Raw genomic sequence first — 21,023 nt, 5'->3', positions numbered from 1 at the left:
ATTTGGCCAGTGTCATACCGGTCGATTTCTTGAAGAGGTTCATGGCGTATTTCGGATGGAGACGCGCCGCCTTGGCGATGTCGACCGTATCAATGTCATCCAGAAAATTGTCGGCGATGAAATCACACATCCTCGCCAGGCTGCGCGAGGATTGCGGATGGGCCTGGTCGTTGACCAGACTTCCCAGCTTCTCCGGCACCATGCGATAGGGCTCGAAGGCGATGCGCTCCAGACGCAGGAGAAGTTCGGCAACGGCATGTTCGGCCTTGGCGCCGTCATTGGACATGACGTAGCGGTGCCACCGGGCGAAATTTTCATCGTCGGCGGCATCGGTCGCCGAGCTTATCAAAGCCTGCCCGCGAATGAGGCGGCCGGAAATATCGAGCGGCAGCCGCAGGCGGAAGAAATGCACGAGCGGCAGATGCGCGCCCGCATAGATCGAATCCTCGGACAGATCATCCAGCTGATGCGGCTGCCCGCCCCAGAAGAGGCAGATCTCGCCGGCTTTCAGGGTAAGCTCGTGATCGCCGATGCGGTAGTGCACGGTGCCACGCACGATATAGTTCACTTCCACCTGGGCGTGCCAATGCGGCTTCGCCATCGGCAATGGATGATTGTGGAACATCTGCAGGACATTTGGCAGCCCTTCGACGCTGCTCGCACCCGGCTGATAAACTGCCTGTTGACCCACCTTACTTTTCGCCAAGTCGATGTTCCCTTTTTAGGAGACAGAAGCGTACCGGCAGCTAGTTTAAGCGCGTTCGCTTGCGGACGGCAATTGAAAAGGGAGGATTTTCAATGCGTTTAAAACTAGCTGGAGCGACGGCCATCGCGGCCCTACTCGCTTCCGGTTCTGCCTTTGCGGAACAAACCACTATCACCGTCTGGAGCTGGAACATCGCCGCGTCGGCGCTGAAATCCACGGTCGAGGGGTTCAATAAGAAATATCCGGATATCAAGGTCGAAGTTCAGGACATCGGCAACCCGCAGGTCTTCGACAAGATGCTGGCCGCATGTGCTGCCGGCGGCGACGGCCTGCCCGACGTCATGTCGATCGAAAACCACAAGGCCTCGATCTTCTGGAACCGCTTTCCGGACTGCCTGACCGATCTGACGAAGCTCGGCTACAACGACGAACTGAAGAAGCAGTTCCCGGAGTTCAAGCGCGCCGAACTTGAAGTCGGCGATGCCGCTTATGCCATGCCTTGGGATTCCGGCCCGGTCACCATGTTCTATCGCCGCGATTTTTATGAAAAGGCGGGCGTCGATCCGGCAACAATCAAGACCTGGGACGATTTCATTGCCGCCGGCAAGAAGATCTCCGCCGCCAATCCGGGCGTGATCATGACGCAGGCCGATCTCAACGGCGACACTGAATGGTTCCGCATGCTCGCCAACGAACAGGGCTGCGGCTATTTCTCGTATGACAGCCAGAGCATCACCGTCAACCAGCCGGCCTGCGTGAAAGCCCTGGACAAGGTGAAGGAGATCAAGGACGCGGGCTTGATGAGCGCCGCGAACTGGAACGAGAAAATTCAGGCGAACACTGCCGGCAAAGTGGCGTCGCAGCTCTATGGCGGCTGGTATGAAGGCACGGTCCGCTCCACCTCGCCGGATCTCGCCGGCAAATGGGGCGTCTACCCGATGCCGAGCATGGCGGCCGACGGCCAGCATGCTGCCAATCTCGGCGGCTCGTCGCTTGCAATCGCCAGCAGCTCGAAAAACAAGGAAGCCTCCTGGAAGTTCCTTGAGTACACGCTCGGCACCAATGAAGGCCAGGTGACCATGCTGAAGTCCTTCGGTCTCGTGCCGTCGCTGCTGACGGCGGTCAAAGACCCCTTCGTCAACGAGCCGCAGCCCTATTGGGGCGGGCAAAAACTCTGGGCCGATATTCTCGCAACCCTGCCGAAGATCCGCCCGAGCCCCGGCACCCAGTATTTCAGCGACGCCGATGAGGTCATAAAGGCCGTCCAGACGAAATACCTCGCCGGCGGCTATCCAAACGGCAAGGCCGCGCTCGACGATGCGGCCCAGCAGATCGCCTCGGCGACAGGGCTGCCACTCGCGAAATGAGTGACACTGCCGGGCGCGCATCCCAAGCCGCGCCCGGCATCCCCGCCGCCCTAGAGCCGGATGATTTTAGGTCTGTTCGACCTAAAATCTAAATCCGCTCTAGAATCAAAGCAGTAGAGCGTGACGTCGTCCGAAAACCGCCTACACTTTTCGGCGTCACGCTCTAGGGCGGCGGGGATGGATGTCACGCATCATGTCACTGCGCATAAAGGAGAAGGCTTTCATGCGGTTGCGAAACCGGAGCGCCTATGCGTTCCTTGCACCCTATCTTCTGGTGTTCGCCGCTTTCTGGGTCTGGCCGATCATCGATTCGTTTCTGATCTCGTTCCAGAACACCCGGGTTAATCCGTGGACCTTCAATCTGTCGCTCAATTGGGGGCGACTGTTCGGCGACCCAGCCTTCTACAACGCGCTTCAAAACACGCTGATCATCCTGATCGTCCAGGTACCGGTCATGATCACGCTTGCCACGGTCATGGCGGTGCTGCTGAATTCACCGCTGCTGAAGGCGCGCAGCCTCTTCCGCTTTGCCTTCTTCGCGCCCGTCGTTGTTGGCGAAGTGGCCTATGCCGCCGTCTTCCGCCTGATGTTCAACGTTGATTTCGGCATCATCAATAAGCTGATCGGCATGGTCGGCTTCGCGCCGGTGTCATGGTTCGCCGAATCGCACGCCGCCATGGTGCTCATCATCATCGCCGTCACCTGGCGCTGGGCGGGTTACAACGCCATCATCATCCTTTCCGGACTGCAATCGATCCCCGACGATGTCTACGAGGCCGCGACGCTCGACCGCGTCAACCGCTTCCAGCAGTTCATCCATATTACCCTGCCGCTGTTGAAGCCGATCATTCTCTTCTGCGTGGTCCTGTCCGTCATCGGCACCATGCAGCTCTTCACCGAACCATATCTGATCACCAACAGGGGTGGCCCCGGCGGCGGGACGGAAACGCTCGGCCTGTTGCTCTATCGCCAGGCCTTCCAGTCGACCAACTTCGGCTATGCCTCCGCGATCGCCTACACGATGGCGGCGCTCGCCGTGGCCATTTCTCTTCTCAATCTCTGGGTGGGGCGCGAACCGAAATGAAATCGAAGTCCAAATCCACTCTGATCCGCTCGCTCGCCTTGCACGGCCTGCTGGCGCCGCTCGCCATCGTCTGGCTGTTTCCGCTCTGGATGATGTTCGTCTTCTCGACCATGCCCGATTACGGCATCTTCAGTCCCGGCATCATCCTGACACCGTCGACGGGCTTCATGGACAACGTCCGGAACCTGCAGGCAGACACCAACTTCATCGGCGCCATGACGATCTCCATCGTCGTTGCCGTCACCTATACCGTCCTCTCGGTGCTGCTGACCTCGATGGCCGGATGGGCGCTGGCGCGCTACCAGTTCGCCGGCCGCTCGGGCGTCATCGGCATCATTCTCGGCACGATCACGTTGCCCTACTCCGTCGTCGTCATCCCGCAATTCATCATGGTGGCGCGCGATTTCGGGCTGGCCAATTCATGGGTCGCGCTGATCGTACCGCCGCTCTTCAACTCGCTCGGCGTTCTCTTCATGCGTCAGGCCTTCTCGATGATGCCGGGCGAACTCTTTGACGCCGCCCGCGTCGAGGGCGTCAAGGAATGGCAGATTTTCCTACGCATCGCCCTACCGCTTGCAAGGCCGACAATGGCGGCGCTTGCCATCATCCTGTTCCTGGCTTCCTGGAACAACTATCTCTGGCCGTTGCTCATCAATTCCCGACCGGGAATGATGACCGCGCCCGTGGCGCTCGGAACGCTGATCGGCCTCACCAGGGTCTCCTGGGGTGGCATCATGGCCGGCGCCGTGATGCTGACGGCGCCGATCCTCATCGTCTTCGTTCTCCTGCAGCGCCACTTCATCGCCGGCATCGCCGCCGGCGCAATCAAATAATTCCGGGAGACCCGTATGGCTGAACTGTCCCTTACCAACATCGTCAAACGCTACGGTTCGCTGGAAATCATCCACGGCGCCGATCTCGAGGTGAAGGACGGCGAATTCGTCGTCTTCGTCGGGCCGTCGGGATGCGGCAAGTCCACGCTGCTGCGCATGATCGCCGGTCTGGAGGATATCACCGGCGGCGAACTCAAGATCGGCGGCCGCGTGGTCAACGACGTGGAACCGGCCGATCGCGGCATCGCCATGGTCTTCCAGTCCTATGCCCTTTACCCGCATCTGACGGTCGAGCAGAACCTCAATTTCGGCCTGCGCATGAACGGCAATCCGAAGGCCGATACCGACCGCCGCGTCAAGCAGGCCGCCGATATCCTGCAGATCAGCGAGCTGATGCAGCGCCGGCCGAAGCAGCTCTCGGGCGGCCAGCGCCAGCGCGTCGCCATCGGCCGCGCCATCGTGCGCGAGCCGCAGATCTTCCTGTTCGACGAGCCGCTGTCCAACCTCGACGCCGAGCTGCGCGTGCAGATGCGCGTCGAAATCTCGCGCCTCCACAAGAAGCTCGGCACGACGATGATCTATGTCACGCACGACCAGACCGAGGCGATGACGCTGGCCGACAAGATCGTCGTGCTGCGCGGCGGCAATATCGAGCAGGTTGGCGCGCCGCTCGATCTCTATGACGATCCGGCCAACCAGTTCGTCGCCGGCTTCGTCGGCTCGCCGAAGATGAATTTCCTGCAGGCCGAGGTCACGGACAATCAGCAGGGCCGTATCGCCATCGTGCTCAAGGGTCAGCGCAACGTCCGCCTGACGCTGCCGATCACCTCGGCCAAGCTTGAGATTGGCCAGCCGGTAACGCTCGGCGTTCGCCCGGAACATTTCCTCGAAGCCGGGCGCGGCGAAGTGGACATGATCGTCGATGTCGACGTCGCGGAGCATCTCGGCAACACCAGCTACGTCTACGCCAATATCGAAGGCGGCGAGCAGATCGTCATCGAACGCGAGGAATCCCGCAACACGGGCAACCGCGACAAGCTCACCGTGGCGCTGGCCGCCGCCAAGACATTCCTGTTCGACAGCGCCGGCAACCGATTGCGATAGGCGCTAGAGCCGGATGATTTTAGGTCGGGTCGACCTAAAATCTGAATCCGCTCTAGAATCAAAGAAGTAGAGCGTGATGTCGCCCGAAAACCGCATACACTTTTCGGCATCACGCTCTAGCCAATCCTCCCAAGACAGCATGCAGATTTAGGAAAGGATCGTCCCATGACCACTGAGACCTCAATCCGCTGGGGCATTATCGGCCCCGGCAGGATCGCGCAGACTTTTGCCGATGGTATCTCCCATTCCCGCAGCGGCAAACTTGTGGCGATCGCCAGCCGTAATCCGGACAAGCCGGGTCTCGGCGACGGTTTCCCGGATGCGCGCATCGTCAATGGCTACGAAGCGCTGCTCGCCGACAAGGAAATCGACGCCGTCTATATCGCCACGCCGCATACCGGCCATGCCGAATGGGCGATCAAAGCGATCCGCGCCGGCAAGCATGTGCTCGTCGAAAAGCCGATCGCGCTTTCCGCCTTCGATGCCGAAGCTATCTACTACGAGGCCAAGAAGGCCGGTGTCTTCGCCGGCGAAGCCTTCATGTATCGCGTCCACCCGCAGACGGCGAAGCTGATCGAACTCGTCAAGAGCGGTGCGATCGGCGATCTGCGCATCATCCGCACCTCCTTCGGCTTCAATATGGGCAAGGTCAATCCGGAACACCGGCTGTTTGCCAATGACATGGCTGGCGGCGGCATTCTCGATGTCGGCGGCTATCCGGTGTCGATGGCCCGCCTGATCGCCGGCGCGGTCGACGGCAAGCCGTTCCTCGATCCCGAAAAGGTATCGGGCGTCGGCCATCTCGGCCAGACCGGCGTCGACGAATGGGCTTCCGCCGTGCTGAAGTTCCCGAACAATGTCATTGCCGAAGTGTCCTGCTCGATCATGGCGAACCAGGACAACACGCTACGCATCATCGGTTCGGAAGGCCGCATCGAAGTCGCCGACTTCTGGTTCGCCTCCGGCCATAAGGGCGGCGTCGGCAAGATCGAAGTCATCAAGGGCGGCGAGACCCAGACGATCGAGGTCAAGGAAGAGCGCTGGCTCTATTCCTTCGAAGTCGATGCGGCCGGCGATGCCATCCGCGCAGGAAACAAGGGATTCGCCTATCCCGGCATCAGCTGGGCCGATTCAATCGGCAATCTCAGGGTTCTCGACCAGTGGCGGGCTTCGATCGGCCTCGAATATAGCGTCGAGAAGGCAGCAAAGCGGACGAAGAACATCGCAGGCGCGACGGTCATCAAGGGTAACAGCATCCCGAAGCGCAGCATTCCCGGCATCTCCAAGCCGGCATCGCTCGTCACGCTCGGCTTCGAATTCTTCCCGAATTTCGCCGCCGCCTCGCTGACGCTCGATGCCTTCTATGAAGCCGGCGGCAACGCCTTCGACACAGCCTATGTCTATGGCGGCGGCAAGACGGAGAGCATCTTCGGCGACTGGCACACCAGCCGCAACGTGCCGCGCGAAGAAATCGTGCTAATCGGCAAGGGCGCGCATTCGCCGCTCTGCTACCCGGACATGATCGCCAAGCAGCTGAACCAGTCGCTCAACCGCCTGAAGACCGATTACGTCGACATCTACTTCATGCACCGCGACAATACCGACGTGCCGGTCGGCGAATTCGTCGATGCCATGGATGCCGAGGTGAAGGCCGGCCGCATCCGCGGCATCTTCGGCGGCTCGAACTGGACGCGCGCCCGTTTCGACGAGGCGATCGCCTATGCCCAGAAGAACGGCAAGGCGGCACCGGCGGCACTTTCCAACAACTTCTCGCTGGCGGAAATGCTCGATCCGATCTGGGCCGGATGCGTTGCCGCTTCCGATGACGAATGGAAGGCGTGGCTCAATGCCAAGCAGATCCCGAACTTCGCCTGGTCGAGCCAGGGCCGCGGCTTCTTTACCGACCGCGCCGGCCGCGACAAGCGCGACGACGAGGAATTGGTGCGTGTCTGGTATTCCGACCGCAATTTCGGCCGCCGCGACAGGGCGATCGAATTGGCGCAGAAGCTCGGACGCAACCCGATCCACATCGCGCTCGCCTATGTCGTCGCCCAGCCCTTCCCTGTGATACCGCTGATCGGCCCCCGCACGGTCGCCGAGCTGGAGGATAGCCTCTCCGCGCTCGACATCAAGCTGACGCCGGAGCAGGTGAAGTGGCTGGAAGGCTGAGATAGGGCTGGCTGGCTGGTGACGTTCACGGCCGGCTGCTGACTTTAGTTGTAAAAATTGAAAGCAGCCCATTCGGTAAGCCGGATGGGCTGCTTTCATATGCAAGAGATCGTTGCCAGTACCTCCTTCTCCCCTCAGGGGAGAAAGTGCCGACAGGCGGATGAGGGGGATTGGCCGAGAGCATAAAAGCCAATAAAATGAGCGTAGTTAGCCCCCTCATCCGACCCTTCGGGCCACCTTCTCCCCGTGGGGGAGAAGGAGTTTACAGTAACAAGAACATGAGAGATCAGGCGGCAAAATCGAATGCTTTCGTGTCTGCTCCTTCAAGCCGCAGGAGATAGGCCTTACGCTCGAGACCACCGGCAAATCCCCGGAGGTCGCCAGCCGACCCCACCACGCGGTGGCAGGGCGCGATGATCGAGATCGGGTTGCGGCCGTTGGCGGCGCCGACCGCACGGATTGCCTTTGCCGAGCCGATTTCCGTTGCGATCTGGCTGTAGCTGCGCGTCTCGCCGAAGGGGATGGCGAGCAGAGCCTGCCATACTTTCTGCTGGAATTCCGTTCCGGCAAAATCGAGCGGCAAGTCGAAGGTCTGCCGTTCGCCTACGAAATATTCGCGGAGCTGGCGCTCTGCCTCCAGCAGGACGGGATGGCTGTCGTCCTCGGCGACGATCAGCAGCGGCACGCGGCCCGGCCGATCATTGTCCCAAAGGATCGCGGCAAGCCCATCATCGCTGCCGACGAGCTTCAATGCGCCAACGGGCGAGTTCACGATCCGATAGACATACTGCTTTTCCGCATTTTTCGAAGCTTTGCTCATGCCGATATCCTTTCCTTGAATTGCGCTCACGGCGTCGGGCAAGATTGCCTCTGATGAAGCGCTGATGTCCGTATTGGACCTCAAATGAGGCTCTTCAGCCACCCGAAAACAGATAAGGAGCAGCGAAATCCCGGCATTTCCAAGTCCACTGACAGGCTCAAAATGACGTAGGCTAGAGCCGGATGATTTCAGGTCGAATCGACCTGAAATCTGAATCCGTCTCTAAATCAAAAAGTTAGAGCGGGATGTCGCCCGAAAACCGCTCACATTTTTCGGCATCCCGCTCTGGATGGTCACGCTTGGGAAACGGGCTGGAATTGTGTAAAACCGAGGAGAGACAGATCATCCAGCTTGCGGAGCCCGATATGTCAGTTCGCCCGCCGCGCAACTTCAATCCATCGCAAACGAGCGAGACCGGCCTTGGCATCCTCGAATATGAGATGATGTCGGAGCGGGCGAGCTCGCTCGGCCGCCACGGCATGAAGGTCGAGGCAGCGCTTGCCGCATTGCAGGAGAGCGAGGCCAAGGGCAGGCAAGGCGTGGAGCACGAGCGGCTGGTGGATGCGGCCGCCGAAGCCGTCTGGGGAATGTTTATTCACCGCGAGATCTGCGGCCTGCGCAACGGCCGCGATGTCATCCAGCGCTACGGCATTCCGAACAAGGTGCTTGCGCGCTTCGGCGCGAAGCCACGCCACCCTTGATTTTCAATTTCAGGATTTCAGGATCGCCTGGAAGCGCGGGTCGAAGGCGTGGCCGATCGGCTCGGCCGCCGCACCGCGCGCCACCGCCCAGGGGTCGGTCATGCCGAGCTGCAGGCGAGGCAGCAACCGGTCGGGACGATCGGCATTGGAGGGCAGGAGCGGCTGCATGGCGGCGATCAGCCGCGTTGCCAGCGCCGGGGGCGCGCCGCCGCACAGAATCACCGTCTGCGGATCGAAGATGGTCTCGATAAGCTGCACGCTCCAGCGCAGATCGACCGCCGCCCTTTCGATCCAGGCGATAATATCGGGATCGGCGGCGGCGGCGAGCGCGTCTATCAGCGAATAGATATCCGGAGCCATCGGATCGACGCCAAGGTGCTCGTAGAGAGAAGCCAGCGAAGCGCGATGCTCCAGCTGTGTCTGCCGCCCGCCCGCCGTCAACAAAGCCATGCCGATTTCACCGGCATTGCCATGGGCACCGCTGTAGAGCTCGCCACCGAGAATGAGGCCCGCGCCAATGCCATAACCGACATAGAGACAGACGGCGTGATCGAGCCCGTGCGCGGCGCCGACCATACGCTCGGCGGTCGCGCAGGCGGCGGCGTCATTCTGCAGGGTGACGTTGAGGCCGGTTCCGGCCGACAGCGTTTCCAGCAGCGGAAAGCGCTGCCAGGCACCCATCATCCAGGGATTGTCGGCATCATCCTGCTCGATACCGAACGGGCCTGGCATCGCTACGCCGAGACCGACGAGCCGCTTCTCCGCCTGCGCCACGCGCTGCTTGAGCTCGCCGCGCACCTCCTCCACCAGCTGCAGGACGACGGGCGTGCCCATCGCCGGTCCGCCCGCCGGTAGGTTCGCTTCCTTGCGGATGAGGACATTGCCGACGAGGTCGACGGCGATGGCGCGGGTGACGTGACGGTCGATCTGCAGGCCGATGGCGAAAGCACCTTCCGGCACGAGGCCATAGGGAGTCGAGGGCTGGCCGCGGCCGCGTCGCACCGTTTCTCTTGATGTGACGAGCCCGTCATTTTCCAGCTCCTCCATGATGTTGGAGACCGTCTGCTTCGTCAGGCGGGTGGCGCGGGCGAGATCGGCGCGAGAGAGAGCGCCGTTCAGCCGCAGGGCATCGATGATCACCCGCCGGTTATGGGCGCTGGTGCCTTCGTGGTTCGTTCCGCTCGTGGCCCTGATCGGGCGATTCTCGTTCATCCGCATTTACCTCTTGACACCACTAGAATATTGAAGAACAAATTAGTCAAGACAATTGACTTAAAAGAAACCACAGAGTTTCACCAGGGAACTTAAGCGAGCCAATAAGCTCCAAAGACGCTCCGATCGATGTTCGGCAGCCGGCCCGGCCAATTGCCTGCTCGACAACCGATGGCGACGCTTCAGCCGCCATTGGAAAAATCGCGTGACTGTCAAAAAACTGGAGGATGGAATGTTGAAATCATTGAACAAGACATTGCTCGGCGCAGCACTGATCGGCGTCTCCTTCGCCCCCCATGCCTTTGCCGAAACCACGATCAATGCCCTCTTCATGGCGCAGGCCGCCTATAGCGAGGCCGATGTGCGCGCCATGACGGATGCCTTCTCGAAGGCCAATCCGGACGTCAAGGTGAACCTCGAATTCGTCCCTTATGAAGGCCTGCACGACAAGACCGTGCTGGCGCAGGGCTCCGGCGGCGGCTACGACGTCGTGCTCTTCGACGTGATCTGGCCGGCCGAATATGCGACCAACAAGGTTCTGGTCGACGTCTCCTCGCGCATCTCGGACGACACGAAGAAGAACGTGCTGCCGGGTGCCTGGACGACGGTCCAGTATGACGGCAAGTACTATGGCATGCCCTGGATCCTCGATACCAAGTACCTGTTCTACAATAAGGAAATCCTGGAAAAGGCCGGCATCAAGACGCCGCCGAAGACCTGGGACGAACTTAACGAGCAGGCCAAGGTCATCAAGGACAAGGGTCTTCTCGCGACTCCTATCGCCTGGAGCTGGTCGCAGGCGGAAGCCGCGATCTGCGACTACGCCACACTCGTCAGCGCCTACAAGGGTGACTTCATCAAGGACGGCAAGCCGGACTTCCAGACCGGCGGCGGCCTTGATGCCCTGAAATACATGGTCACCAGCTACAAGTCCGGCCTCACCAATCCGAATTCCAAGGAATTCCTCGAAGAGGATGTCCGCAAGGTCTTCGAAAACGGCGATGCCGCCTTCGCGCTGAACTGGACCTACATGTACAACATGGCGAACGACCCGAAGGACAGCAAGGTCGCGGGCAAGGTCGGCGTCGTGCCGGCGCCGGGCGTTGCCGGCAAGAGCGAGGCTTCCGCCGTCAACGGCTCGATGGGCCTCGGCATCACCTCGGCCAGCAAGCATCCGGACGAAGCCTGGAAGTACATCAGCTTCATGACCTCGCAGGCGACGCAGAACCAGTATGCCAAGCTCAGCCTGCCGATCTGGGCATCGTCCTATGGCGATCCGGCCGTCACCAAGGGCCAGGAAGAACTGATCGCGGCCGCAAAGGTCGGCCTCGCCGCCATGTATCCGCGTCCGACGACGCCGAAGTATCAGGAACTGTCGACCGCACTTCAGCAAGCGATCCAGGAATCGCTGCTCGGCCAGTCTTCACCTGAAGACGCGCTGAAGTCGGCTGCCCAAAACAGCGGTCTCTGATAATCTAACCGGGCGGTGCCAGTCACCGCCCGTCTCCTATCCTCCATGATGAATGAAAGAAGGGGCCTGCCATGTCCGGCACCTCTATGACAACTCGCGCCTGGCTTTTGATGCTGCCGATGCTTGTGGTGATGATCGCCGTCATCGGCTGGCCACTCGTCGACACGGTCGGCCTTTCTTTCACCGATGCGAAGCTCGTGGGAACCGGCGGCAATTTCGTCGGCATCGACAACTACGCAAAGATGCTGGCGAACTCCAATTTCCAGCGCACTTTGATCACCACGGCATGGTTCGCGATCGTCTCCGTCGCCGCCGAAATGGTGCTCGGCGTGCTCGCCGCACTGCTGCTGAACCAGGACTTCAAGGGTCGCGGCGTGCTGCGCGCGCTGATGATCCTGCCCTGGGCACTGCCGACCGTGGTCAACGCGACGCTCTGGCGGCTGATCTACAATCCCGAATATGGCGCGCTCAACGCCGCCCTCACCCAGCTTGGCCTTCTCGACGCCTACCGCTCCTGGCTCGGCGAACCTGGCACGGCGCTGACGGCGCTCATCGTTGCCGACTGCTGGAAGAACTTCCCGCTGGTGGCGCTGATTGCGCTCGCCGCCCTGCAAGCCGTGCCGCGCGATATCACCGCTGCCTCGCTGGTCGATGGCGCCGGGCCTTTCAAGCGTTTCCGCTTCGTGATCCTTCCCTATCTGGTGGGACCGCTCATGGTGGCGCTGGTGCTGCGCACCATCGAGGCTTTCAAGGTCTTCGACATCATCTGGGTGATGACCCGAGGCGGCCCGGCAAACAGTACGCGCACGCTGTCGATCCTCGTCTATCAGGAGGCCTTCTCCTTCCAGCGAGCGGGGTCCGGCGCGTCGCTCGCCCTCATCGTCACACTCTTGGTCACGGTGCTTGCCGCCGCCTATGCGGCCCTTGTCCGCAAGACCGCGGGGAGTGCCACCTGATGGAACGCAAGAGCACGCTCTTCACCTGCTTCATCTATATCTGCGCCATCCTGCTTGCCGTCGTCATCCTGGCGCCGATCGCCTGGCTGTTCATCATGAGCATTTCGCCGGCTGCCGATCTCGCCGCCAAGCCGCTGCGCTGGTGGCCGCAGACGGCGGATTTCTCGCGCTACAAGGCGCTGCTGTCGATGCTGGAAAACAGCGAGGGTGCCGCCTTCACCGCCTCACTGCGCAACAGCATCGAAGTCGCTGGCATGGCGACCATTGCCGCCATCGCACTCGCCATCCCCGCCGGCTGGGCCGTGTCGCGCACGCCGTCTGTGGGATGGTCGCTCTCGATGGTGATCGCCACCTATATGCTACCGCCGGTGGCGCTTGCCGTGCCGCTCTATATGGGCCTTGCGCATCTCGGCATGCTCAACAACGTCTTCGGCCTGGCGCTCGTCTATCTGACGATCCTTGCGCCGTTCACGACCTGGCTGATGAAATCCGGCTTCGATTCCATTCCGAAGGAGATCGAGGCCGCGGCGATGATCGATGGCGCCGGGCTGTTCCAGACGCTGAAGATCATCACGCTGCCGCTTGCCATGCCCGTGGTGGCAACCTCGGCGCTCTTCGCCTTCCTGCTTGCCTGGGATGAATTCTTCTATGCGCTGCTCTTCACGTCAGACCAGCGCGCCAAGACCCTCACCGTCGCCATAGCGGATCTCGCCGGCGGACGTGTTTCGGATTACGGACTGATCGCGACCGCCGGCGTGCTGGCCGCCCTGCCCCCGGTGCTGATCGGCCTTGTCATGCAACGTGCCCTGATTTCGGGCCTGACCAATGGCGGCGTCAAGGGATGACCATGACCAAAGAGAAAACACGCCCCGAAGGCCTTGCCGCCATCGACCGAGAAATGGCTCGCCAGCATGCCGATGCGCTCGCCTCCTTCGAAGCTGCCGCCGATATGGCCGCCAAGGCCGCTGCCTCGCTGAAGCGCACCGGCAAGCTCTTGCTGCTCGGCATGGGTGGCTCGCATGCCGTCAACCGCGCCGTCGAGCCGCTCTATCGCGCCGCCGGCATCGATGCGATCGCCCTGCCGCTCTCCGAACAGCTCGGTCAGCCGCTGTCACTGGATGGACGCACGATCTTCATGACCTCGCAATCCGGCGAAAGCGCCGAGGTGCTGCGCTGGTTCAACGAGACGGGCGGCACTGCCGATACCTTCGGCCTGACGCTGGAGGGCAGCTCCTTCCTTGCGAGGACCGCTCCATCCCTCGTCGGCGCCGGCGGCACCGAGCTTGCCTTTGCGGCAACCCGCAGCCTCACCGTCACCTTTGCACTGCATCTGGCGATTTTCGCGGCTCTAAGCCAAGATCCGGCGCCCGCCCTGGCCGTGCTTCGCACGCCTGAAACGCTCGATATTAAGCCGGCTCTCGCGGCTCTCGCCAATGTCACAACGGTCGTCACCTCGGGCCGCCGCCTGCAGGGCGTTGCCGAGGCGCTGGCGCTCGGCCTCACCGAGCTTTCCCGCCGTCCCTGCTTCTCGCTCGAAGGCGGCCAGTTGCGCCATGGTCCGATGGAGATGCTCGGCCCCTCGACCGGCGTGATACTCTTTCGCGGCAATGATACAACGGCCGGCCTCGTGACGGCCATGGCCGTCTCCGCCGTCGAAACCGGTGCGCCCGTGATCGTCTTCGACGGCTCCAGGGAAGAGCCGGTGCCCGGCTGCGTCACCCTGCGCTTCAAGCCGGAAACCGGACTTGCCGCCGTCTTCCAGATGCTGCCTGTCGCCCAGTCGCTGATGATCGCCTTTGCCGACGCGCGGGTGGAGAATGCCGGCACGCCGGTGCGCTCCACCAAGATCACGCGGAGCGAATGAATGAAGCCGCTTGCAGTCATCGGCAACGTCAATGTCGACCTGATCCTCGGGCCGGCAGCACCTTGGCCGAAGGCCGGCACCGAGATCATCGTCGATCACGACGAGCTGCGCGTCGGCGGCCAAGCGGGCAATAGCGCGCTTGCCTGGGAGGGCCTCGGCGTCGATTATGAGATTGCCGCCAACGTCGGCAGCGACCAGTTCGGACGCTGGCTCAGCGAAGCGTTTGGCGCGCGCAGCAGCAAATGGCCGGTGCGTCCTGAGGGCACGACGCTCTCCGTCGGTATCACCCATCCCGATGGCGAGCGCACCTTCTTCACGACACGCGGCCACCTGCCGCGGTTCAGTCTCGACGACGTGCTGACGGTTCTCGACGGCAACAGGCTTGCCGGTGGCTATGCGCTGCTGTGCGGCGCCTTTCTCACCGAAGATCTCACCCGCGACTACGACGCCCTGTTCGACTGGGCCGACAAGCATGGGATTACGGTTGCGCTCGATACCGGCTGGCCGCTCGATGGCTGGACGGAGATGAATCGCGATGCCGTCAGACGCTGGCTGTCGCGCTGCGGCGTCGCTCTGATGAACGAGGTCGAGACCACGACCCTTGCCGGCATGGACGATCCGGCCGAGGCTGCGCGTGCTCTCCATGCGCTGATGCCCGATGGCGCCATCTTCGTCGTCAAGCGCGGTCCGGACGGCGCGCTCGCCATCGACGCCGACGGCAGCCTCGTTTCGGCCGCGGCACCTCACGTCACGGTCGTCGACACGATCGGCGCCGGCGATGTCTTCAATGCGGGATTCCTGGCCGCCCTTGCCCGCGGCGAGCCGACTTCGGCCCGCCTTTCGGCGGGGACCACGGTCGCTTCCCGAGCCATTTCCACTGTGCCGCGCAGCTACGGCCCGGCCAATGCATCCGAGGAGGCCGTTTAATGAGCGCGCTCGAAATCCAGAACATCCGCAAAAGCTATGGCGACGTGGAGACGCTGAAGGGCATCGATATTTCGCTTGAAAGCGGCGAGTTCCTGGTGCTGCTCGGCTCGTCGGGCTGCGGCAAATCCACGCTTCTGAACATTGTCGCCGGTCTCGCCGAAGCAACCAGCGGCGACATCCGCATCGGCGATCGCTCCGTGCTCGGCGTGCATCCGAAGGACCGCGACATCGCCATGGTGTTCCAGTCCTATGCGCTCTATCCGAACCTGTCAGTCCACCGCAACATCGGCTTCGGCCTGGAAATGCGCAAGGTGCCGGCCGCCGAGCGCGACAAGGCGGTGCGCGAGGCGGCGAAGCTGCTGCAGATCGAAGCCCTGCTGGAGCGCAAGCCGAGCCAGCTTTCCGGCGGTCAGCGCCAGCGCGTGGCGATCGGCCGGGCGCTGGTGCGCAAGCCGGAAGTCTTTCTCTTCGACGAGCCGCTCTCAAACCTCGACGCCAAGCTGCGCATGGAGATGCGCACCGAGCTGAAGCGTCTGCACCAGATGCTGAAGACCACCGTCGTCTACGTGACGCACGACCAGATCGAGGCGATGACGCTTGCAACCCGCATCGCCGTGATGCGGGACGGCCGCATCGAGCAGCTCGGCACGCCGGACGAGATCTACAATCATCCGGCAACGCTCTATGTCGCGACCTTCGTCGGCGCGCCGCCGATGAACCTGCTGAACGCGACCGCTGACCACGGTTCGCTCCGCATCGATGGAACCTCGATCACGCTGCCGATGCCGTCAACCAAAGCCGCGATCAGCCAGGGACAGGAGCTGGTGGTCGGCATCCGGCCGGAAATGCTGCGCCTGGAAGAGCAAGGCGCGCTTGAAGCGGTCTGCGAGGTGGCGGAACTGACCGGCCCCGAGCTGATCGTGACCGCGAAGGCGGGTTCGCAGCGGCTGATGGCCTGCCTGCCGCCGCGCACCGCGATCGCGCAAGGACAGAAACTCAAGCTCGGCTTCGACGCCAGCGCGCTGCATCTCTTCGACCGCACCACCGCCCGGCGCTGCGAATAGACCTTTTAACCCAGGCATATGATCGCTGGGGGCGGCACACGAACTGCTTCAGTTGCCGGATGCCGCCGCTTATGAAATTTCAGTCCGCGTAATGTTGCCGCAAGGAAGAGGCCCGAACCTGACGATCCAACCATTGTCAGGAAAGAGCCGTGTTTCGACAACTCCAGCGCCGCGCGCGATGGCCTTTCGTCGGGCTTCAATTGAGCAATATCGCCCTCAACGCCAGCCATGCCTTCGCGGCAGTCCTGTATCCCTGGATCATGTACGACCTCACCCGCAGCGTGGTGTGCATGGCGCTGGTGGCCTTCGTGAACGGCGTCGTCCTCCTGATCGGCATGGTCTTTGGCGGCTACGTCGCCGAGATGCTCGGGATCCGCTACACCGCGCTCATCTCCGCCAAGGTCGGAATGCTGGCGTCGCTGATGATCGCGATCCTCTACATGGCGGATTTCCTGCATCCTGGCACCTTCCTCATTCTGAGCTTCACAGGCTCGATCCTCGACGGGCCGGCGACCGTTGCCACCGAAGCCAAGGCTCCGGAAATTGCCCGCCTTTCGAGGCTGTCTTCGGCCGCTGCCGGTTCCGTCGACGATATGATCGATGGCCTCATGCTGCTGATGGCGTCCGCGGCCAGCGCTTTCGTCATCGCCATCGTCGGCCCGAGGGACGCGGCGTGGTGGATCGTCATCGGCAATTTCATCGCGATGGTGCTCCTGTCCTTCAGCCTGCCAAGCTTCCGTCTGCGTCCAGCGCCGAGGCTTGGCGACATCACCAATGCCGGGAAACGGCTCCGCAATTCGGCAGCATCGCTGCCATTCGCGCTTTGGGGAAGCGCGGTGCTCGGCTTCTTCATGACGCTGCAGATTTTCGTCGTACCGGCCGGCTTGCGGCTGCAGGGTGAATCGGTGGCGTGGCTCGGCCTCTTCATCGCGGCGTCGGCGACAGGCACGATCATGATGAACCTGCATCTGGCATCGCGCCATGCCATGCCGACGCCCGCCGCTGTCGTTTGTGGGGCTCTTCTCGGCCTGGCGCTCTCGATGGGTATTCTGTGGATGGAGATTTCGCCGCTGACGATGATGCTTGCCGGTCTCGCGGCCGGACTGGCCAATGGCTGGCTCTCGCCCGCCTTCGTCGCTATCCTGCAAATGAAGGCGCCGCGCGACTGCCGGCCCTATGTAATGGGTCTTTCCTATTCGGTCGTTTTGCTGTTTCTGCCGCTGGAATACATGCTGACGGGCGCCGCGATCGGCCTGACCTCATTCCGCACCACCTGCATCCTTCTGGTCTTCCTGCTGTCGCTGGCCGCCGCCGTCGCCTCGGCCTGGCTGGAATGCATCCAGAATGATCCGTCGAAATCGGCAGGATAAATATTGAAGAGGCAGGTGCCCGGTTGCGCGCGATGGATGCAGCAAATCAATCGTCATGTCCTGAACAAGCCTATTTTGATTCATGATCAAACCTGACGACTCTCCCTATGCTTAAAATACAATTAAAGAAATCCGCTCAATTATCTAAAAATACTTGATATTTTTTTGATATTTTCAAAACCTGCAATGTATCCGCAATTCTCAAGAGCAAAATGACCTGCATCTCCCAAGGCCAATCCGTTTCCCAAGACGGACAGCACCGGAGAGAAGCAGGAACCGTTTCCGGTTCTCCAACGCAAACAGAGACCTTGCGAGCGCCAAGGGATGGCGCATGGGTTTCGTATGGAGTTATCAATGTCTCTCAGCGCAAAAACGTATCTGTTCGCGGCTTTCGCTCTGGCGGCCGCGACCAATGCCTCCGCCGCCGATCTCACGACCTACCAGGCTCCGGATGCCTCCGCTTATGACCGCCCGCCGGCCTTCCAATGGAGCGGTGCCTATTTCGGCGCGCATGGCGGCATCGCCTCACCGAAACTGAACCCTTTTGCCAGCGGCAAGGGTCTGACCGGGGGCGTGCAAGCCGGCTACAATTTCCAGGTCGGCCCGGGCATCGTCGGCGCCGAGCTGGAGGGCTCCTACCTCGGAAACAACGAGATACACGTACCGAACGGCAAGGTGGAAGAACGCTTTCGCGGCGCCGCCAAGGCGAAGGCGGGTCTGACCTTCGATCGCACGCTCATCTACGGGACGGCCGGCCTGACGATGACGAAATTCGAGGGCGGCAAGGGCGTTTCCGCGCCCGGCGGCTGGAAACAGGGATATCTCTTCGGCGGCGGCATCGAACAAGGCTTCAGTGGCGGGCTGTCGGCCAAGATCGAATACAACTACGTCATGACCAACGACGTCTCCACGACGACTTCGAACGGCAAGTCGAAGACCGATGTGCATGACCATGTCATCAAAGCCGGCCTGAACTATCGCTTCTGACCGGCGAAATCTGCAGAGGTCGGCATGCCTTTTTCAAGCCAGGGCATGTCCGACCAGGATCGGCGAAGGATGATTGATCAAACCCCGAATCGATCCCTTCGCCGCTCTTAATCAAGAAAGCCAGACGCTTCATGAGCACGCAATCGAACCGTTCGTATCCGCCGCGTCTCGCCGCGATTGACGGTCTTTCCGTTGCTCGAAAGTTGCCGAACAATGCTGACGAAGAAGCGCAACGGATCGATCAGCCAAAGGATACGATCGTATGAGAAACCAAGCCCCCTGATTCCATGTCAAAACCTATGGCTACGGAGCCGGCCGGCCTTGCCGTTGGCAAGGCTGGATCGCGCTTGTTATCTATGCGCTGCTGCTGATGGCTGTTATCTTTGCCGGTGGACCGAATGCGGATAGTCATCCGATCGCCGATGCCACCGCGATCATCGTCCCGACTGCATTGCTGATTTCCGTCGCCTGGTGGAAAAGCGATGCGCCATGGCGCTGGCGATGGGGCGAAATCGACGAACCGGATCGGAACTGACGTTGGCCCCCTTGCCAGCACGCACTATCATCGTCACCCCTCTATCCTAGCTGACAATGGCAGTGGATGGCGGCATCATCCGGCTTCGCCGGATAATCAAAGCCCGACGGGTGTGGAGATCCGCGATTTGCGAGATGTCCCTCGGCACCCGTGGAAAACAGCATGAGCGCCTTGGAGGGGCTGAGGCGGCCTGCGCCATTTCGCTCTCCCCGGATCGCTTTATCGTCGGCGAATTGCGTGAAATCCGGGCTGCAAAGGCCGAGCCAAGCCGGCCAGGATCACGAGCTACGTTTCAGATCTCGGGTTCCCGGCCGCGAGAGGGATTCATTCGCACTCGAGCGAGGGCTGGCGGAAGCTGGTCACATACCAATCGGACCCGGAGCTTCGGGTGTAGAACGTATAGAAACATTCCGTCTGCTCGACATAGCCTGGCGTTTCGGTGACTTCATAGCGCCTGCCGCGGCGCGTTTCCCTGACTTCGCCACTGGACTGGGCAGAGACCACCTGCGTCCTCTGCTTGCGCCATTGATAGGCGCGCTCACCCTGGCGCAAACCATAAACATTATCAGGCGGGCCGTAATCAAGCATGACGCTGCTGATCGGCGCGCCGATATAGCTCTTCATGATTTGCGAGGCACAAGCCGTCAGGACCAGCAAAACCGCGAGTGCGGCAATACCGGCCGGCGGCCGCTTCATGCGAGTGACAGACATCGGGAAGTCCTTTGCGACTGGAGAGGGTCGCAGGCAGGGGTACGTTGCAGGAATTACGGCAGCATTGCGCATTGCGGCCTCGTCCGCCTTTTGTCGAGCGGCCAAGAATCTGGCGGATACCGTTCTTTCCGAAGGGTTGCGCCAGCTGATTAGAACTGGTTCGGCTTTTCATGGAATCTCTGAAATGCCGATATCGATCGAGGACGGACGGTCTGGGTTGAAATAGGTGCCAGGCAACCACTCCGGCAATTCGCGGCCAGTTCGGGCTCACCCATCGTTGAAGCGCCCGTCCGTGCACGGATTTACGCGACGCTCCTCTCGCCGGCCATATTCATCGTCCGGCCGGCGGCGCCATCACTCATGCCGAAGCGCGCGCCTGATCTCGGCGCAACTTCGCGGCCGGCCGTCGCTTACGCGGCCATCCGTGCAGGGATCGTATCTGTATTGGATTGAGAGCACGGCCGGTTCTTGCCGCAATGGACTGGGATGCGCCCCCGAAGGGCCGTGCCCGCCGGTCAGGACGATATAGGCCAGCACAAATGATAATCGCATAACATCCGCCTTCGATCGATAAGACGGCGGCAATTTCGGCAGGCTGAATTGCGTGGGCATTGCGAAGTTCGGGCGAACCGCACTTCTTGTGACGATGTTTGGTCAGGAATTGGAGATATGGCCTGGGTCAAAGCCTTGGCTGATGCGTTTGGGCTGGCGCGTAGGCTGCTTTCGGATTTCTAAGGGAGGTCTTTGATTTTGTCGGGAGGCTCTACCCTGTCCGTCGCTTGGCGCGGCGCACTCTCGAGGTGGACTCACGCGGCTCAGTGTTTGTGACCGGCCGGTTGTTTTGCGAAGGAAATAAAGGGGCGCTGCTTTGGGCGGTTCAAAAACGCAAAGGGGTCTGTGCTTTGTTGATAGGTGTTGGGAAGTTTCGTTGGTTTCGTGTTGAGGCTTTGTTTGTTTTCTGTCCTGGGGTGTCGGCTTTGGCTTGTTGCGGGCGCCTAATGAGGCGTTAAATGCGCGACGCGTTACCATAATACAAAAAGCCTGCTGAGTGCGGGCTTTTTTGTATTTGGTTGCGGGGGCAGGATTTGAACCTGCGGCCTTCAGGTTATGAGCCTGACGAGCTACCGGGCTGCTCCACCCCG

The 21,023-nt window shown here is 61.3% G+C and carries 19 protein-coding genes; 15 read left to right on the top strand and 4 right to left on the bottom strand.

What is annotated here, in order from left to right:
* Positions 1-712: cupin domain-containing protein (locus tag ACPYOP_RS31140; protein WP_481414090.1), on the bottom strand; the 712-nt coding region annotated here is incomplete at its 3' end.
* An 86-nt stretch (positions 713-798) separates the two neighbouring features.
* Here ACPYOP_RS31140 and ACPYOP_RS31135 point away from each other — a divergent pair.
* The 5 genes from ACPYOP_RS31135 to ACPYOP_RS31115 all read left to right on the top strand — a co-directional run bounded on the left by ACPYOP_RS31135 (position 799) and on the right by ACPYOP_RS31115 (position 7,263).
* Entirely contained in the window at positions 799-2,073 is a 1,275-nt protein-coding gene (locus ACPYOP_RS31135) for an ABC transporter substrate-binding protein (protein WP_481414087.1), read from the top strand.
* 223 nt (positions 2,074-2,296) lie between these two features.
* Positions 2,297-3,157, top strand: coding sequence for a carbohydrate ABC transporter permease (locus tag ACPYOP_RS31130; RefSeq protein ID WP_481414089.1), 861 nt, complete (start codon positions 2,297-2,299; stop codon positions 3,155-3,157).
* Entirely contained in the window at positions 3,154-3,990 is an 837-nt protein-coding gene (locus tag ACPYOP_RS31125) for a carbohydrate ABC transporter permease (RefSeq protein WP_481414086.1), read from the top strand. The genes ACPYOP_RS31130 and ACPYOP_RS31125 overlap by 4 nt, the downstream gene beginning before the upstream one ends.
* Positions 3,991-4,005: 15 nt before the next feature.
* Positions 4,006-5,094, top strand: a complete 1,089-nt coding sequence (locus tag ACPYOP_RS31120) for an ABC transporter ATP-binding protein (protein ID WP_481414085.1) — start codon at positions 4,006-4,008, stop codon at positions 5,092-5,094.
* Positions 5,095-5,259: 165 nt separating this feature from the next.
* The gene (locus tag ACPYOP_RS31115) at positions 5,260-7,263 is read left to right on the top strand and encodes an aldo/keto reductase (RefSeq protein ID WP_481414084.1); all 2,004 of its coding nucleotides are present in this window, start codon (positions 5,260-5,262) and stop codon (positions 7,261-7,263) included.
* Positions 7,264-7,549: 286 nt separating this feature from the next.
* On the opposite strand, the gene ACPYOP_RS31110 is transcribed toward ACPYOP_RS31115, so the two are convergent.
* Positions 7,550-8,083 carry a methylated-DNA--[protein]-cysteine S-methyltransferase gene (locus ACPYOP_RS31110; RefSeq protein ID WP_481414083.1) on the bottom strand — a complete coding sequence of 178 codons (534 nt, stop codon included), beginning with the start codon at positions 8,081-8,083 and terminating at the stop codon, positions 7,550-7,552.
* 365 nt (positions 8,084-8,448) lie between these two features.
* On the opposite strand from ACPYOP_RS31110, the gene ACPYOP_RS31105 reads away from it, so the two are divergent.
* Positions 8,449-8,784, top strand: a complete 336-nt coding sequence (locus ACPYOP_RS31105) for a DUF6665 family protein (protein WP_481414082.1) — start codon at positions 8,449-8,451, stop codon at positions 8,782-8,784.
* Between the two features lie 9 nt (positions 8,785-8,793).
* Here the strand turns inward: ACPYOP_RS31105 and ACPYOP_RS31100 are convergent, their stop codons facing one another.
* The gene (locus ACPYOP_RS31100) at positions 8,794-9,996 is read right to left on the bottom strand and encodes an ROK family transcriptional regulator (RefSeq protein WP_481414081.1); all 1,203 of its coding nucleotides are present in this window, start codon (positions 9,994-9,996) and stop codon (positions 8,794-8,796) included.
* 232 nt (positions 9,997-10,228) lie between these two features.
* On the opposite strand from ACPYOP_RS31100, the gene ACPYOP_RS31095 reads away from it, so the two are divergent.
* The 9 genes from ACPYOP_RS31095 to ACPYOP_RS31055 all read left to right on the top strand — a co-directional run bounded on the left by ACPYOP_RS31095 (position 10,229) and on the right by ACPYOP_RS31055 (position 19,170).
* Complete coding sequence (locus ACPYOP_RS31095) at positions 10,229-11,467, top strand: extracellular solute-binding protein (RefSeq protein ID WP_481414080.1); 1,239 nt, start codon at positions 10,229-10,231, stop codon at positions 11,465-11,467.
* Positions 11,468-11,538: 71 nt separating this feature from the next.
* Complete coding sequence (locus tag ACPYOP_RS31090) at positions 11,539-12,423, top strand: carbohydrate ABC transporter permease (protein ID WP_481414079.1); 885 nt, start codon at positions 11,539-11,541, stop codon at positions 12,421-12,423.
* On the top strand, positions 12,423-13,268 hold the full coding sequence (locus ACPYOP_RS31085) for a carbohydrate ABC transporter permease (RefSeq protein ID WP_481414078.1): 846 nt from the start codon (positions 12,423-12,425) through the stop codon (positions 13,266-13,268). The genes ACPYOP_RS31090 and ACPYOP_RS31085 overlap by 1 nt, the downstream gene beginning before the upstream one ends.
* Positions 13,265-14,287 (top strand): SIS domain-containing protein, encoded by a 1,023-nt coding sequence (locus ACPYOP_RS31080; protein WP_481414077.1) that lies wholly within the window; start codon positions 13,265-13,267, stop codon positions 14,285-14,287. The genes ACPYOP_RS31085 and ACPYOP_RS31080 overlap by 4 nt, the downstream gene beginning before the upstream one ends.
* Complete coding sequence (locus tag ACPYOP_RS31075) at positions 14,288-15,214, top strand: PfkB family carbohydrate kinase (protein WP_481414076.1); 927 nt, start codon at positions 14,288-14,290, stop codon at positions 15,212-15,214.
* Entirely contained in the window at positions 15,214-16,278 is a 1,065-nt protein-coding gene (locus ACPYOP_RS31070; RefSeq protein WP_481414075.1) for an ABC transporter ATP-binding protein, read from the top strand. The genes ACPYOP_RS31075 and ACPYOP_RS31070 overlap by 1 nt, the downstream gene beginning before the upstream one ends.
* Before the next feature lie 149 nt (positions 16,279-16,427).
* Complete coding sequence (locus tag ACPYOP_RS31065) at positions 16,428-17,648, top strand: MFS transporter (protein WP_481414074.1); 1,221 nt, start codon at positions 16,428-16,430, stop codon at positions 17,646-17,648.
* Positions 17,649-18,002: 354 nt separating this feature from the next.
* Positions 18,003-18,635, top strand: a complete 633-nt coding sequence (locus tag ACPYOP_RS31060) for an outer membrane protein (protein ID WP_481414073.1) — start codon at positions 18,003-18,005, stop codon at positions 18,633-18,635.
* Between the two features lie 370 nt (positions 18,636-19,005).
* On the top strand, positions 19,006-19,170 hold the full coding sequence (locus tag ACPYOP_RS31055) for a hypothetical protein (protein WP_481414072.1): 165 nt from the start codon (positions 19,006-19,008) through the stop codon (positions 19,168-19,170).
* 324 nt (positions 19,171-19,494) lie between these two features.
* Here ACPYOP_RS31055 and ACPYOP_RS31050 read toward each other — a convergent pair whose 3' ends face one another.
* Positions 19,495-19,866 carry a hypothetical protein gene (locus ACPYOP_RS31050; protein ID WP_481414088.1) on the bottom strand — a complete coding sequence of 124 codons (372 nt, stop codon included), beginning with the start codon at positions 19,864-19,866 and terminating at the stop codon, positions 19,495-19,497.
* Between the last annotated feature and the right edge of the window lie 1,157 nt (positions 19,867-21,023).

Source organism: Rhizobium sp. KNZ2-6A (assembly GCF_056755475.1).
This window is presented reverse-complemented; position numbering and strand designations above follow the sequence as displayed.

Coding starts and splice junctions, on each gene's coding strand:
- ACPYOP_RS31090 (WP_481414079.1), top strand. CDS start 11,539: ATGTCCGGCACCTCTATGACAACTCGCGCCTGGCTTTTGATGCTGCCG.
- ACPYOP_RS31135 (WP_481414087.1), top strand. CDS start 799: ATGCGTTTAAAACTAGCTGGAGCGACGGCCATCGCGGCCCTACTCGCT.
- ACPYOP_RS31095 (WP_481414080.1), top strand. CDS start 10,229: ATGTTGAAATCATTGAACAAGACATTGCTCGGCGCAGCACTGATCGGC.
- ACPYOP_RS31105 (WP_481414082.1), top strand. CDS start 8,449: ATGTCAGTTCGCCCGCCGCGCAACTTCAATCCATCGCAAACGAGCGAG.
- ACPYOP_RS31100 (WP_481414081.1), bottom strand. CDS start 9,996: ATGAACGAGAATCGCCCGATCAGGGCCACGAGCGGAACGAACCACGAA.
- ACPYOP_RS31050 (WP_481414088.1), bottom strand. CDS start 19,866: ATGAAGCGGCCGCCGGCCGGTATTGCCGCACTCGCGGTTTTGCTGGTC.
- ACPYOP_RS31055 (WP_481414072.1), top strand. CDS start 19,006: ATGGCTGTTATCTTTGCCGGTGGACCGAATGCGGATAGTCATCCGATC.
- ACPYOP_RS31115 (WP_481414084.1), top strand. CDS start 5,260: ATGACCACTGAGACCTCAATCCGCTGGGGCATTATCGGCCCCGGCAGG.
- ACPYOP_RS31075 (WP_481414076.1), top strand. CDS start 14,288: ATGAAGCCGCTTGCAGTCATCGGCAACGTCAATGTCGACCTGATCCTC.
- ACPYOP_RS31080 (WP_481414077.1), top strand. CDS start 13,265: ATGACCATGACCAAAGAGAAAACACGCCCCGAAGGCCTTGCCGCCATC.
- ACPYOP_RS31130 (WP_481414089.1), top strand. CDS start 2,297: ATGCGGTTGCGAAACCGGAGCGCCTATGCGTTCCTTGCACCCTATCTT.
- ACPYOP_RS31085 (WP_481414078.1), top strand. CDS start 12,423: ATGGAACGCAAGAGCACGCTCTTCACCTGCTTCATCTATATCTGCGCC.
- ACPYOP_RS31060 (WP_481414073.1), top strand. CDS start 18,003: ATGTCTCTCAGCGCAAAAACGTATCTGTTCGCGGCTTTCGCTCTGGCG.
- ACPYOP_RS31125 (WP_481414086.1), top strand. CDS start 3,154: ATGAAATCGAAGTCCAAATCCACTCTGATCCGCTCGCTCGCCTTGCAC.
- ACPYOP_RS31070 (WP_481414075.1), top strand. CDS start 15,214: ATGAGCGCGCTCGAAATCCAGAACATCCGCAAAAGCTATGGCGACGTG.
- ACPYOP_RS31120 (WP_481414085.1), top strand. CDS start 4,006: ATGGCTGAACTGTCCCTTACCAACATCGTCAAACGCTACGGTTCGCTG.
- ACPYOP_RS31110 (WP_481414083.1), bottom strand. CDS start 8,083: ATGAGCAAAGCTTCGAAAAATGCGGAAAAGCAGTATGTCTATCGGATC.